The sequence below is a fragment of the Ligilactobacillus sp. ESL1201 genome (assembly GCF_058503265.1).
Genome location: NZ_CP196362.1, coordinates 1,097,704 through 1,111,449, shown reverse-complemented (window position 1 = coordinate 1,111,449; position 13,746 = coordinate 1,097,704). Strand labels below are relative to the sequence as shown.

The following is a 13,746-nucleotide window of genomic DNA, read 5'->3' as shown; positions in this document are numbered from 1 at the left end:
GAAATGGTTGCCTAACACACCGCCTCACAGAAGGTCAAGGGTAAAATAAACGGCTACGCCGCCCTTGACCTCTGTAAGGCGATGTGTTGCTTTAATCTGAGTCGACCGACGAAAAAAGCTGTGCTAAGCGTAGCGCTCCTGTTCAAATTCTGCTTGTGTGATCCCGCGTTTAGCTAAATAGCGGTTAAAACTGGCTGCTTTCCAGGGATGCGAAAGCGGTGGAATGTAATTTCTTTTCGCTTTTTGTTTTTGAGGTACGGCGTCGAATTCCTGGGATCGTAACTCATGTGCCGCTAAGCGACGCACACGATATAAACCTTCAGCGATCGAAGCGTACAATTCACCGTCAAAGGCTTTGATAACCAACACCTCTGTCCCACGTTGAAAATAAACTCCTTTTCCAGTCGATGTGACCGGTAAATAAGCCTGTTTATGGAATGAAAAGTGATTACCTGTATTGATCTTACGAGTAGTTAAAGTGCCCAAAATTAGATTTAATTTAGTTGTTACGGGTGCTTTTTCCATCACTGATGTGGTATCATTTATCGGTAGGGCAAACTGCGCATTGTATCTTTCGATGTAGGAATCTAGGAATACATTGGCCGCAGCTAGCGTAGCTACTTGATGAATACGTAATTCAGTGATTAGGCGAGATTGTAGCGTTTCAAAGAGACGCTCAACTCGCCCTTTTGCTTGTGGAATAGAACTGGTCGAAATCTTAGTTCCAAGTTGTTGACAAGCATAACCAAATTGCGTAAAAGTATCATTTTCAACCTGTTTTTGGTGTTTGCGTTGATATTCAAATACCGTTCGCCGATCACTGAAAAATTCATATGGAATGCCATAATTGGTTAGGATCTGATGGTAAACGTGGTAGTAACCCTTGAGGGTTTCTTGATGATCGAAGTAAGCACCAACGATAGTTCCAGTTGCGTCATCAATTGCCACGTGTAAATGACTTTTTTGCTTGCCAAACCATAAGTGGTCACTAGCGTCAATTTGGATTAATTCACCAAAATATTTTTTACGTGGGCGACTAGGGTGAGTTTCTCCTGGAATTAAAATTTTATCTGATTTAGCGACTGTTTTAGTTTTCATAGCTTGTTTTCGGAGCTTTTCTCGGTGCAGTCGTTTGGTTCGCCGATGAGCCTTAGGCGATAAAATATTCGCTTGTTTTAAGATATTAGCGATTGTTGACCGACTGAATTTAAGGTCTTCATGTTCGGCTAATAATTCCGTAAAATGAGTGAAATTAGCGCCGACGTATTTTGTTTGATACAGTTCAACGATAGTTGAACGTGTTGTTTGGGAAAGTGCGTGCTTGGGCTTTTTCAAACGATTTTGGTGAATAAAAGCTGATTTACCAATTGTTCTGTAACGGACAAGTAACCGATCAATCTGACGTCTGGTTACCCCTAGTTGAACCTCAGCTCTAGTTTTAGGCATTTTACCTTCAGCTACGTTTTTGATAATTCGATATTTGTGTGCTTCTTTCATCGTTAAGTAAACCTTTCTCATAAGATCCTCCGCTGTATAATTTGCCTAATTATTTTGGCAGAAGCGGAGGAATTTTTCTAGTTATTTGAGACATTTTCTCGTGTGATTACTTAAGACATTATCAGATGTGAATGACATCAATTTGTTTCGGTTCTTTTTTTACTTTTGCTACCACAGTGTTCGTGTTATAATGTGACAAACTACTCCGTATAATAGAAAAACCGTATAGTAAATAACTAATAGGGTGGTTTTATACCATGAAAAAATTACACGTTGCTTTATTATTTGGTGGTAATTCGTCAGAACATGACGTTTCCAAGCGTTCGGCTCATAATATCTATGATGCCTTAGACCAAAATAAATACGAAGTTTCCGTTTTTATGATCTCTAAGGATGGTTTTTTGTTGGGTAATAAAGATTCACAACGTATTTTTGCTGGTGAGAACGAACAGCAAGTCGTCGAGCAGGCGTTACAACGAGTGGATTTTGACGATCCGCTGGCTAACCTGCAAAATTTGGCTGAAGTTCGTGGAATTGACGTTTTCTTTCCCGTGATCCACGGGAATATGGGAGAAGATGGCACGGTGCAGGCGCTGTTTCGGCTACTACATAAGCCGTGGGTCGGTAGTGGAGTGGCCTCTTCTGCGCTTTCTTTTGACAAGGACCTGACTAAACAGCTATTGACGTTACACGATATTCGTAATACCAAGTACGTCACGGTCACGCCGCAAGAACGACTGTCATACCAGCAAGTTGTCGCGCAGCTGGGCGAGGTGTTATTTATTAAACCGGCACGCCAGGGTTCTTCGGTGGGGATCTGTAAGGTCCATAACCAAAAAGAATATGAGCAGGGATTGCACAACGCATTTTTATACGACCATAAGGTTTTAGTAGAAGAAGCGATTGCGGAGCCGCGCGAGATCGAATGTTCGGTGCTGGGGAATCATGACTTACAGGCTTCCAAACTAGGGGCGGTCAATATTCCGAGTGGCGATGAGTTTTATGACTATAATAATAAATTTGTCGATGCCTCGGGGGTCGTTTTCCAGATCCCGGTAACCTTGCCACCGGCTTTGACTACGGAAATTCAGCAGATGTCGTTAGCTGCATTTCGGGTGTTGGGCAATCGTGGGTTGGCACGAATGGACTTTTTGGTGTCAAAAAAGGGTGTGCCTTACTTTAGTGAAGTTAACACGTTGCCAGGATTTACCAATATTTCGCTTTACCCGCAGTTGTGGGAAGTGTCGGGGATCGGTTACTCGCAGTTATTAGACCATCTGATCGAGTTGGCCCAAGAACAATTTGCAGAAGATGAACAGTTACACTACGACTTTGTTTCTTTGGGACAAGAACACGTCGGTAAAAAAATTCGCGGTTAGTGTTAAAAAAACTGTAGTCAAACGACGGGCTACGGTTTTTTGCGTATTTATTGGTAAGGGGTTGATGAAATGACTAAGTGTAGTTGGGCGTACCATGCCAGTCCGCAGCTGTGTGAGTATCATGACCACGAGTGGGGCAAAGAAACGCACGATGAGCGGTTGTTATTTGAGTTATTGAGCTTAGAGATCATGCAGGCGGGCTTAAGTTGGCAGACGGTATTGCAAAAGCGCGCCGCGTTTAAAAAGGACTTCTGTAATTTTGTGGTGAACGACCTCGTTTTGCTGGATGAAAAACAACTAGAACGAATTGCAAACGACCCGGCGATCATTAGAAATCATCGTAAGATCACTGCCGTGCTAACTAATGCACGGGTGGTACAAAAACTACAGCAAAATGGTAGCGGCTTAAATGAGTTACTATGGGGCTACGTCAGCCACCCGTTGGTCAATCACTGGCACCACGCGCAACAGGTCCCGGCCCAAACACCGCTATCCCGCCAGATCACCGCGGACTTCAAGCGGCTGGGCTTTAAGTTTGTCGGACCGACGATCATTTATTCGTGGTTGCAAGCTACGGGAGTTGTCAACGACCACTTAGAAACTTGCCCGAATAAATACGAAAAATAGAGTTGCCACTAACTGCTGCTTTTTTGGAGCACGCTTAAAAAGCTGTGAGTTAAGCCGATTAGCAGGTGCGGACTAGGACCTAGACTGCTGGCCTGACGAACGCATTGCTTGCGGAAAACAAAGGTTCTATACTAACAAGTGTTGATGACGAAAAATCAATGCTTGTTTTTTTGTATACCAATTTAAATTTAGGTATAAGAAAAAGCATTGCGCTTTTCCGTGTTACAATTAAGTCGACCAAAACCAATTGATGAAGGCAATGCTTTCCACAAATTATCTTATCAAACTTTGGCTCGGAATTACAGATAAAAACATCAATTTTGATGAAAAATATCCCCTCAGTCAGGAAATTATCAAAAAGAAACCAGCTCTTGTATTTCACGCTAATCTGACTTATTCACTTAACCGCTGTTTAAACTGCGGTTTCACAGGAAAAGTGGTCAAACATGGATTAAAATCTACCTTAGTTCAGCTGTGTGCTGATTCTCACCACCCACTTTATTTAGCACTTAAAAAGCAACGCTTTTTGTGTCGCCACTGTCAAACTACAATGATGGCACAAACTTCGTTAGTGGCGTCACACTGTCAAATTTCTAGAACGGTCCATCAAATGATCACCCTAGAGGCAACCAAAAACGTGGCTTTACGTGAAATTGCCCAGCGTTTTAGGATCAGTGCCAGTACCGTCCAAAGATTTATCAACCAAGATAATCAGCAGTTACTAGTCGCTAAACCAACAACTCTACCAGCTCACCTGTTATTCGATGAAATCAAAGTCATGGGTCACGGCTATAGTTTTATTGTAATGGACGCCGATACTCATGAATTATTGGATATTTTACCCGGGCGCACGACCCGCGAGATTAAAGCTTATTTTCAGGAATTTTCCCTGACAGAGCGCCATAAAGTAAAGACAGTAGTCGTCGATTTAAACGCGGCTTATCTTAAATTTATTCCTGAACTTTTTCCGCAAGCAGCAGTGATCGTTGATCGTTTTCATATTGTACAGATGTTAAACCGTGCGCTGAATTCAATGCGCACTCGCGTAATGAAAAAGTATCCCAAAAGTTCGTTTGAATATAAGCTGTTGAAGCGTTATTGGCGTTTATTTTTAAAAAATTTTAACGACCTTGAGGCCGTTAAACTGCGTTATCATCCAGGAATCAAGCGCACTGATACTGACGTTCGTTTGGTCTATCAAGGGTTAGAGCTAGATTCCGGGTTCAAGGCAGCTTATGAAGTCTACCAAAAAATTTTAACGGCGCTCAAAGAACACGATAGTGCAACAATAATTACCACATTGAGTAATTACCATAAGCTAGATAATGAATTTGACCAGCCAATAAAATCGCTCAAGAAGAATCTGGTGGCAGTGGTAAATAGTTGTCGGTATCGCTATAGTAACGGCCCCTTAGAGGGCATGAACCGTAAGATCAAAGGGATTAAACGGACGAGTTTTGGTTTTAGAAACTGGTTTAATTTCAAGTTACGGGTCATTTTAGAATGTACCAGTAAGCTTTCAATACTGAATTAATTCAAAAAATTTGATCAAGTAGGAGGCTTATTTAGTGTACGTTAAAAGCGGGAAAACACGCCTAAATTACTAAAAATTAAAAGTGAAATTAATTAAAAACAAAAAACGACTTAAAAACAACAAACCACCTAGACCAATTTTGATCTAAGTGGTTGGAAAATTCTCCATCAACACTAGTTGACAAAGAACCAAAACTAGGGCTGGAACAAAACGAAATTTTGTCCCAGTCCCTTTTTTGGTATTAAAATAGTGCTCGTTTATTTAGTTTGTTCTTTTTTATTAAGTGCTGGTTTATTTTGTAAGTCGCTTCTGATGACTAAAACGTCACAACTGGCATTTCTGGTCACGTATTCGGTGACAGAACCGATCAGGATCCGTTCGACTGCATTTAACCCCGTGGCGCCGATCATGATCAGATCGATCTGTTTTTCTTTGGGCAGGTCTTTAGTGATCACGACTTTAGGAGAACCGTATTCGATCGAATAGTCGACGTTAGTCACGCCGGCATCTTTGGCTTGTGTGATGTATTCGTTGATCGTTTTTTCGGCGGTACTGGTAACCTGTGCGACCATAGTGGAATCAAAACTAGAAATATTTTGAAAGGCGCGCGTGTCAATGACGTGGACTAGGTGTAAGGAGCTATCTTTACCGTTACGTTGTGCGACACTGATTGCTTTTTTAAAAGCTAACTCGGCTTCATAAGAACCATCGACTGGTACTAAAATGTTTTGATATGTTTGCAGCATCTAAAATCACCCTTTCTGACTTAACTTTATTTTAACCATTTTAGCGGCAAATTAAAAGTGTAATCGGTTTTGGAAAAGTAAATTATTGGTTTTAGAGGCTGTAAGCCCACAAAACAAATGAGAGGATCAGCGAACAAACGGCGTCCAATACCAGCATTAATAACATGAGACTTAATCGTTGCCAAAAGCCGGTTACAATCGTAACGCTGCCGCAGAGCAGCAAGATCACGCCCATCACTACGCAAAAGCCGTTTAAGCCGCGGTGTTTTTCCGGATGAAAAATTAAAAATGGACGGTCGTGATGTAACAAGAGGTAGCAGCCTAAAAATAACACGATCGCGCCTAACAGGATCGTTAAGATCAAAGCAGTCATGAGTATCTTCCTTTATACTGAATTTAAAAAGCGGTCCGGAAAAAATCCGCACCGCCCCACAAGAGTTAAGCTCTTGCTATTTTCCGTTTGTACCGTTAATTGTTCTTGTAGTTGAACCCGCTGAAAGCTAAATGCAGGCCGCTATTTACTTTTAGGAATTCAAGTGAAATGAATTACGTCACCGGTAAAATTGCGGTCCAGCCGGTCATTAAATTGTTCGGTCAACCATACATAATAGACAACGCGCATACAACAGAAATTAGGATCATTATAGCATAAAGCAGGGAGGAGAACAATTCGTCGTTAAGTACTAAATTTGCTTTTTAGTTATCGTTATGTTAAAGTAAAAGAAGTAATTTGATATTCGGGAGGAGTGGGCAGCAATGCTCACTCTTTTTAATGGACTGGAATAATGCTAAAGGAGGCACCGCGTGAAAAGTGTCGTGGAAACAGTCACAAAAATGGTCACACCGATTCTAAACGCCCAGCATTTCGAATTAGTTGATCTGGAGTTTGTGAAAGAAGGAAAAAGCTGGTATTTGCGGATCTATATCGATAAACCCGGTGGGATCACGATCGATGAGTGTGCGCTGGTCAGTGACTTGTTAAGTGAACAATTGGACGGCTGCGATCCTGATCCGATTCCGCATGCCTATTATTTGGAAGTTTCTTCTCCGGGGGCGGAACGTCCGTTAAAAAAGGAAAAAGATTTTGCGGCTGCACTGCAAAAACAGGCGAATTTGTTCGTTTCGCTTTACCAACCGCTTGCAGGTGCTAAGGAATATGAAGGCCATTTAGTCGCACTAACGCAGACGGAGCTGACCTTAGAATGCCGGGTAAAAACGCAGCTTAAACGAGTTGTATTGCCACGCAAGCAGATTGCGTTAGCACGTTTGGCGATCGAGTTTTAGCGATGTTAGTTATAACAAGGAGTAAATAAAATGAGTAAAGAACTACTTGAGGCTTTAGATTCTTTGGAAAAAGATAAAGGCGTCAAAAAAGAAGTTGTGATTGATGCGTTAGAAAGCGCCTTGGTTTCGGCTTATAAAAGAAATTACGGTCAGGCCCAAAACGTAGAGGTTGAGTTTGATCAGGCACAAGGTGAGATCCACGTTTATGCCGTTAAAGAAGTCGTTAGTGAAGTCTTTGACTCCCAACAAGAGGTCAGTTTGCAAGATGCCCTAGCGATCAACCGGGCATACGAGTTAGGCGATACGATCCGGTTTGAAGTCACGCCCAAAAACTTCGGCAGAATCGCCGCTCAAACCGCTAAGCAAGTGATTATGCAACGAGTGCGCGAAGAAGAACATAATATTATCTACAATCAATATATCCAGTACGAAAACGAGATCGTCACTGGCGAAGTTGAACGCCGGGATAATCGTTATATTTACGTTAATTTGGGGAGAGTCGAGGCGTTGTTATCACGCCAAGACCAAATTGCAGGAGAAGAGTATAAGTCTCATGACCGGATCAAGGTTTATATTTATAAGGTAGAAAACACCTCTAAGGGACCGCAAGTATACGTTAGTCGCTCACACCCAGACCTGTTGAAACGGTTATTTGAACAGGAGATTCCGGAAATTTACGACGGGACCGTCGAGATCGTTGCAATTGCGCGGGAAGCCGGCGACCGGGCTAAGGTAGCCGTTCGCTCCAATAACGAAAACGTGGATCCGGTCGGAACCTGTGTGGGACCACGTGGAGAGCGGGTCCAAACGATCGTTAACGAACTCAAGGGCGAAAACATGGATATTGTGCAGTGGCAAGAAGATCCGGCCGCATATATCGCGAACGCCTTGAATCCAGCGGAAGTTTTAGACGTGTTGTTTAACCCGGAAAACGAACATGTCTGCACCGTGGTCGTTCCCGACGATCAATTATCGTTGGCAATCGGTAAGCGGGGACAAAACGTGCGTTTGGCTGCGCGCTTAACGGGCTATAAGATCGATATCAAATCAGAAGAACAACTAGCACAACAAGAAACACAACCAGATACTAGTGAACAGCCGCTAGAAAATGATGAACAATAAAGTTAAGTTGAGGTGATTTCAATGGTCAAAAAACGGAAGATTCCAATGAGAAAAGACGTTGTTTCCGGTGAGATGTTTCCTAAAAAAGAAATGGTCCGTGTCGTTAAGAATAAAGAAAATGAGATCAGTATCGATCCGACCGGCAAAAAACAGGGCCGCGGTGCCTACGTGCGCTTAGAAGTCGCTGCGGCACAACAGGCGCAAGCTGAAGACATTTTAGCCCGGGTTTTTGGCGTTGAGATCGAACCTTCATTTTACGATGAATTACTCGCTTATATTGACCATCAAGTAGAGCGGGCAAAATTATTTGGCAATGGAAAAAAATAAACAAAAAATCTTGGCTTTATTAGGGTTAGCGCGCCGGGCCGGTAAATTAACCAGTGGCACGCAACTGGTCTTGCAACAGATCCGGCACAAACAGGCGGTATTAGTGTTTGTTGCTAGCGATTGTGCGCAAAATACCCAAAAAAAATTACAGGATAAGTGCCAAAGCTATCAGATTGCAATCACTGCTGCATTTACTACGCTGGAGTTAAGTCAGGCGATTGGACAACAGCGCACGGTGATCGCTGTGGATGATCAGGGCTTTGGTAATAAAATGTTAGAGCTGCTATCTGCTTAAACGAATCGAATTGGGGGTTGGTCGCCTTTTTGATCATATAGTTGAGGCGCAGCTCCAAGATAAGCGAATCGGAGGTTGATGGTATGAGCAAAAAACGAATTTATGAATTAGCGAAAGAATTAAAGGTCAGCAGTAAAGAGGTCGTTCAGGTAGCCAAAGACAAGGGGTTTAAGGTCGGCAATCATATGTCTGTGTTGGGTGAAAACGAGGAGCGACAGATTCGTGAATATTACCACGCAGCACCTGCCAAAAAGGCATCCGCAAAGTCGGCACCGGCGCAAAAAGCAGCAAAACAGCAACCGGCGCATCCTAAAAATGCTACGCGTCCAACTACCCAAAATCAAAGCAAGTCTCGTTCGCGGACTGACGCTAAAAAACCTGCTGCTGATCAGCATAAAAAAACAGAAAATAAACGTCAGCCAGTACGCAATAACAACCAGAATCATAGTGGTCAAAATCACGGCACTCAAAATCGTAGCACCCAAAACCGTGCTACGCAAAATCATAGTGCCCCAAAACAGCAAGTAAGCCGGACCACCACCACTAATAGCAATAATCACGAACAAAGTCGGCCTAAACGGCGCACCAATAATTCGGGATATAGTAATAATCGTAACCAGGGTGGCGGTTACGGCAACCGCAATAACGGTGGTGGCTATAATAACAACAATCGGCGCAGGAATAATCGGCGTAACAACCGCAAAAATAACCGGCGTAATAATAACATCAAGCATAATCCGGTAGTGCCGCGTAAAAACAAGCCGTTGCCAGAAGTTTTGGTTTATACGGTGGGGATGAACGTCGCTGAGATCGCGAAGAAAATTCATCGCGCACCGGCAGAAATTATCAAGAAGTTATTTATGATGGGCGTGATGGTCAACCAAAATCAGGCGTTAGATAAGGATACGATCGAAATTTTAGCGGCCGATTACGGGATCGAAGCCCAAGAAAAAGTGGAAGTCGATGTTTCTGATATCGATAAGTTCTTTGATGACGAACAAAAGAGTACCGAAAACTTGACTGCGCGCCCACCAGTAGTAACAATTATGGGACACGTTGACCACGGTAAAACTACCTTGTTGGATAAATTGCGTAATTCACACATCACTGAAGGAGAAGCCGGTGGGATCACCCAGCATATCGGTGCTTATCAATTGGTACACAATGACCAAACGATCACCTTCTTGGATACGCCAGGACATGCTGCATTTACCAGCATGCGGGCTCGTGGTGCAGACATTACCGATATTACCGTTTTAGTGGTGGCTGCGGATGACGGCGTGATGCCTCAGACTATTGAGGCCATCAACCATTCCAAGGCAGCCGGGGTGCCGATCATCGTGGCGGTCAACAAGATCGATAAGCCGGGTGCAAATCCCAATCACGTGATGGAACAATTAACTGAATATGGTTTGATCCCCGAGAGTTGGGGTGGCGATACGATCTTTGTCGAGATTTCCGCTAAATTTGGCAAGAATTTAGACGAATTACTAGACATGATCTTACTTGAAGCCGAGATCTTAGAATTAAAAGCTAACCCGCAACAACACGGGGCCGGTTCTGTGATCGAAGCTCGTTTAGATAAGGGCAAGGGCTCGGTCGCTTCGTTATTAGTTCAGCAAGGAACGCTGCACGTCGGAGACCCGATCGTGGTCGGTGATACCTACGGCAGAGTGCGGACGATGACTAATGCGCGGGGCAAACGGATCAAAGCTGCTACTCCGGCAACTCCGATCGAAATTACGGGGCTCAATGACGTTCCGGCTTCAGGCGATCGTTTCGTAGTCTTTGATGACGAAAAGACCGCACGTGCTGCGGGACAAAAACGGGCAGAGCAGGCTTTAATCCGTGAACGTGGTCAGGTTACCCATATCACGTTGGATAACTTGTTTGACACCCTCAAAGAAGGGGAGCTCAAAGAAGTCGACGTGATCATCAAAGCCGACGTCCAGGGTTCGGTCGAAGCCTTGGCGCAGAGTTTTAAAAAGATCGATGTGCAAGGTGTTCGCGTCAACTTGATTCATCAAGCAGTTGGAGCGATCAACGAAAGCGACGTGACGCTAGCGGAAGCCTCTAACGCGATCATCGTTGGTTTTAACGTGCGGCCGACTCCGCGGGCTAAAGAACAAGCGGACCGCGATAAGGTTGATATTCGTTTGCATAATGTGATCTACAAGGCCATCGATGAAATCGAAACGGCGATGAAAGGAATGCTGGAACCGGAATACCAAGAAAAGGTGACCGGTCAAGTTGAGATCCGCGAGATCTACAAGGTTTCTAAGCTCGGAACGATCGGTGGTGCCTACGTGCTTAGCGGTTATATCAACCGGGATAGCGGTGTGCGTTTGATCCGCAACGGCATCGTGATCTATGAAGGACAGTTAGCTAGTTTGAAACGCTTTAAAGACGACGTTAAGCAGGTCAAATCCGGTTTTGAATGCGGGTTGATGATCGAAAAATACAATGATATTAAAGTTGGCGATCAGATCGAAGCCTTTATTATGGAAGAGGTCCCGCTTGACTAACGATAGTCCAAAGGAGGTCAGTTGCAATGGCACAACGTTTTCGAGCCGAACGGTTGGCTCAAGAAATTCAGCGTGAGGTCAATGATATTTTACAAAAACGAGTCCGTGACCCACGAGTACAGGGGATCACGCTGACTGGCGTCGACGTGACCGGTGATTTGCAGCACGCAACGATTTATTATAGTACTTTAGCCGATAAGGCAAGTGTGCAGCAAAAAACGGCGATGGGCTTAAGTAAAGCGACGGGTCTGATCCGCAAAGAATTAGGTCAACGTTTAAGCATTTACGTTACTCCTGAAATTGAATTTAAATACGATAAATCTGGTGCTTACGGGGAGCATATCGACGAATTATTGCGGCAATTGCATAAGCAATAAGCTAGTTGAGGTACCAGTGTCGCTGCAAAACACTGTTTTGTGGCGATTTTTTGTCAGGAAATGAAAAGGAGAAATTAAGTGGATGGAATTTTGCCTTTATATAAAGAACGGAAAATGACCAGCAACGATGCGGTGATGGCTTGCCGCAAGATCTTTGGTACCAAACGAGTCGGTCATTCCGGAACGCTTGACCCCAGTGTTGCGGGAGTTTTGCCCATTTGTATTGGTAAAGCGACTAAGGTGGTCAATTACCTGATGGATTCGGGTAAGGTTTATCAGGGGCGGATCGTTTTAGGGATGGCCACTGAGACCGAGGATTTAGAAGGTCCCGTGATCAAACGCCAAAAGCTGGCGCAACCCGTAAAACAGGCTCAAATCACGGCAGCAATGCAGGAGCTGACTGGCGTGTTGCAGCAAGTAGCTCCCTTGTATTCGGCAATCAAAGTCAACGGGCGGCGTTTATACGATTATGCTAGGCATCACGAAGACGTTGTGCGCCCGACTAGGACGATCACCGTTGATTATTTTAAGCAGACACAACCACCGAAATTTGATGCGGCTGCCGGATTAGAAACGATTTATTTTGAAGTTGGCTGTCAGAAGGGAACTTATGTGCGGACGTTAGCGGTCGATTTGGGGAAAAAATTAGGCTTGCCCGCCGTGATGTCACAGCTAACGCGCTTGCAAAGTGGCGGTTTTACACTCAAAGAAACGTATGATATTACGACTTTAAAAGGGCTGACTGGCGCACAGTTAGAAAAATGCTTGGTTCCCCTTGACCATGCACTGGGCAAGTTTCCTAGTTACCAGTTGAGTTTAGCACAGTGGCAAATAGTACGTAATGGTGGCTTTTTATCGCCCCAGTCTTTTAGCCACTTAAATTTACCCGCCACGGTGACGCTTTTTTACGAGCAACGCGCTCGCTGCTTGTATCGTTATAACGAAGAAAAGGGCCGCTATCAACCCGAACAAATGATCGATTTAACTTAATTTAGAGGAAGTGAAAACATGCAAGTGATCAAATTAGCTGAACCCTACGATCCAGCTCAAATTAGTAACGCACCGGTGGTTTTGGCGATCGGTTTTTTTGATGGTGTACACCGTGGGCACCAAAAAGTGATCCGGGCGGCTAAAAAATGTGCACTGCAAAAGCACCAAAAGTTAGCGATCTTGACCTTTGACCGTTACCCTAAAATGATGTACCAAGATATTGACGAACGCCAGGTCAAATACTTAACGTTGGAAGACCGCAAAATGGAATTGTTTGCTCAACTGGGTGCAGACCTTGCTTATATTGTCGAGTTTAACCGCCAATTTGTGCCGATGCCGCCCCAAGAATTTGTCGATAAGTATTTAGTGGGACTGCACGTGACCGACGTTTTTGCCGGTTATGATTTTACCTATGGCAAAAAAGAAAGCGCCAATATGAAATTACTTCCCGACTACGCTCGCGCTCGGTTTACCGTCCACGAAATTACTAAATTAACTGCCGGCAACGCCAAGATCGGTTCGACGCGCATCCGGGAAAATTTGACTGCTGGTAAGCTCGACGTCGTCAACGACTTGCTGGGCTATCCCTATGAGGTCAGTGGCGAGATCATTCACGGCGAAGCTCGCGGGCGCACGATCGGTTTTCCGACGATCAACGTGGCAGTTCCAGAAAAACAGTGGCTGCCTGCCTTAGGAGTTTATGCCGTCAAGGTTCGGATCGGGACACGCTTTTTTGACGGGATGGCTTCGATTGGCCACAACGAAACATTTGGTGCGCACCGTAAATTAACGGTCGAAATCAATTTGTTTGACGTTAACGAAGACTTGTACGGTCAAATTGCACACGTGCAGTGGTACGAATACTTACGTGCAAGCGTTAAGTTTGCCGGAGTCGAGCAGTTAGTCGAGCAGATGAAAAAAGACGAACAACACTCCCGCCACATTTTAAAGTTGCTCCCGGAGCGTAATAGTGAACTTCAGAATTAATGTAGTGCTTTTCTTGACGTTTGCGGCGATGTCGTGTATATTAATAATTGACTTAG

The 13,746-nt window shown here is 44.2% G+C and carries 14 protein-coding genes; 11 read left to right on the top strand and 3 right to left on the bottom strand.

The features are described from left to right. Window positions 1-123: 123 nt before the first annotated feature. Complete coding sequence (locus tag ACSYSK_RS05630) at window positions 124-1,497, bottom strand: ISNCY family transposase (protein ID WP_491715848.1); 1,374 nt, start codon at window positions 1,495-1,497, stop codon at window positions 124-126. A 257-nt stretch (window positions 1,498-1,754) separates the two neighbouring features. Between ACSYSK_RS05630 and ACSYSK_RS05625 the strand changes: the two genes are divergently transcribed. From ACSYSK_RS05625 to ACSYSK_RS05615, 3 genes are all read left to right on the top strand, one after another. Next, window positions 1,755-2,876 (top strand): D-alanine--D-alanine ligase family protein, encoded by a 1,122-nt coding sequence (locus ACSYSK_RS05625; RefSeq protein ID WP_491714180.1) that lies wholly within the window; start codon window positions 1,755-1,757, stop codon window positions 2,874-2,876. 69 nt (window positions 2,877-2,945) lie between these two features. Next, complete coding sequence (locus ACSYSK_RS05620; RefSeq protein WP_491714179.1) at window positions 2,946-3,503, top strand: DNA-3-methyladenine glycosylase I; 558 nt, start codon at window positions 2,946-2,948, stop codon at window positions 3,501-3,503. A gap of 259 nt (window positions 3,504-3,762) precedes the next feature. Continuing rightward, window positions 3,763-5,037, top strand: coding sequence for an ISL3 family transposase (locus ACSYSK_RS05615; RefSeq protein WP_491714178.1), 1,275 nt, complete (start codon window positions 3,763-3,765; stop codon window positions 5,035-5,037). A 257-nt stretch (window positions 5,038-5,294) separates the two neighbouring features. Here ACSYSK_RS05615 and ACSYSK_RS05610 read toward each other — a convergent pair whose 3' ends face one another. Together ACSYSK_RS05610 and ACSYSK_RS05605 are read right to left on the bottom strand one after the other, a co-directional pair. Continuing rightward, a complete protein-coding gene (locus ACSYSK_RS05610; protein WP_491714177.1) occupies window positions 5,295-5,783 on the bottom strand; it encodes a universal stress protein in 489 nt (162 codons plus the stop codon). A gap of 91 nt (window positions 5,784-5,874) precedes the next feature. Continuing rightward, window positions 5,875-6,156 (bottom strand): hypothetical protein, encoded by a 282-nt coding sequence (locus ACSYSK_RS05605; protein WP_491714176.1) that lies wholly within the window; start codon window positions 6,154-6,156, stop codon window positions 5,875-5,877. Between the two features lie 431 nt (window positions 6,157-6,587). Here ACSYSK_RS05605 and rimP point away from each other — a divergent pair, with 431 nt between their 5' ends. From rimP to ribF, 8 genes are all read left to right on the top strand, one after another. Next, entirely contained in the window at window positions 6,588-7,067 is a 480-nt protein-coding gene (rimP, locus tag ACSYSK_RS05600; protein ID WP_491714175.1) for a ribosome maturation factor RimP, read from the top strand. 30 nt (window positions 7,068-7,097) lie between these two features. Continuing rightward, the gene (nusA, locus tag ACSYSK_RS05595; RefSeq protein ID WP_491714174.1) at window positions 7,098-8,189 is read left to right on the top strand and encodes a transcription termination factor NusA; all 1,092 of its coding nucleotides are present in this window, start codon (window positions 7,098-7,100) and stop codon (window positions 8,187-8,189) included. Window positions 8,190-8,210: 21 nt separating this feature from the next. Further along, on the top strand, window positions 8,211-8,516 hold the full coding sequence (gene rnpM / locus ACSYSK_RS05590) for an RNase P modulator RnpM (RefSeq protein WP_491714173.1): 306 nt from the start codon (window positions 8,211-8,213) through the stop codon (window positions 8,514-8,516). Then, complete coding sequence (locus tag ACSYSK_RS05585) at window positions 8,503-8,811, top strand: YlxQ-related RNA-binding protein (RefSeq protein ID WP_491714172.1); 309 nt, start codon at window positions 8,503-8,505, stop codon at window positions 8,809-8,811. The genes rnpM and ACSYSK_RS05585 overlap by 14 nt, the downstream gene beginning before the upstream one ends. An 83-nt stretch (window positions 8,812-8,894) precedes the next feature. Next, the gene (gene infB, locus ACSYSK_RS05580; RefSeq protein WP_491714171.1) at window positions 8,895-11,336 is read left to right on the top strand and encodes a translation initiation factor IF-2; all 2,442 of its coding nucleotides are present in this window, start codon (window positions 8,895-8,897) and stop codon (window positions 11,334-11,336) included. A gap of 26 nt (window positions 11,337-11,362) precedes the next feature. Continuing rightward, window positions 11,363-11,713, top strand: coding sequence for a 30S ribosome-binding factor RbfA (gene rbfA, locus ACSYSK_RS05575; RefSeq protein WP_491714170.1), 351 nt, complete (start codon window positions 11,363-11,365; stop codon window positions 11,711-11,713). Between the two features lie 78 nt (window positions 11,714-11,791). Further along, complete coding sequence (truB, locus tag ACSYSK_RS05570) at window positions 11,792-12,703, top strand: tRNA pseudouridine(55) synthase TruB (protein WP_491714169.1); 912 nt, start codon at window positions 11,792-11,794, stop codon at window positions 12,701-12,703. Between the two features lie 18 nt (window positions 12,704-12,721). After that, complete coding sequence (gene ribF, locus ACSYSK_RS05565; RefSeq protein WP_491714168.1) at window positions 12,722-13,690, top strand: riboflavin biosynthesis protein RibF; 969 nt, start codon at window positions 12,722-12,724, stop codon at window positions 13,688-13,690. Window positions 13,691-13,746 lie beyond the last annotated feature (56 nt).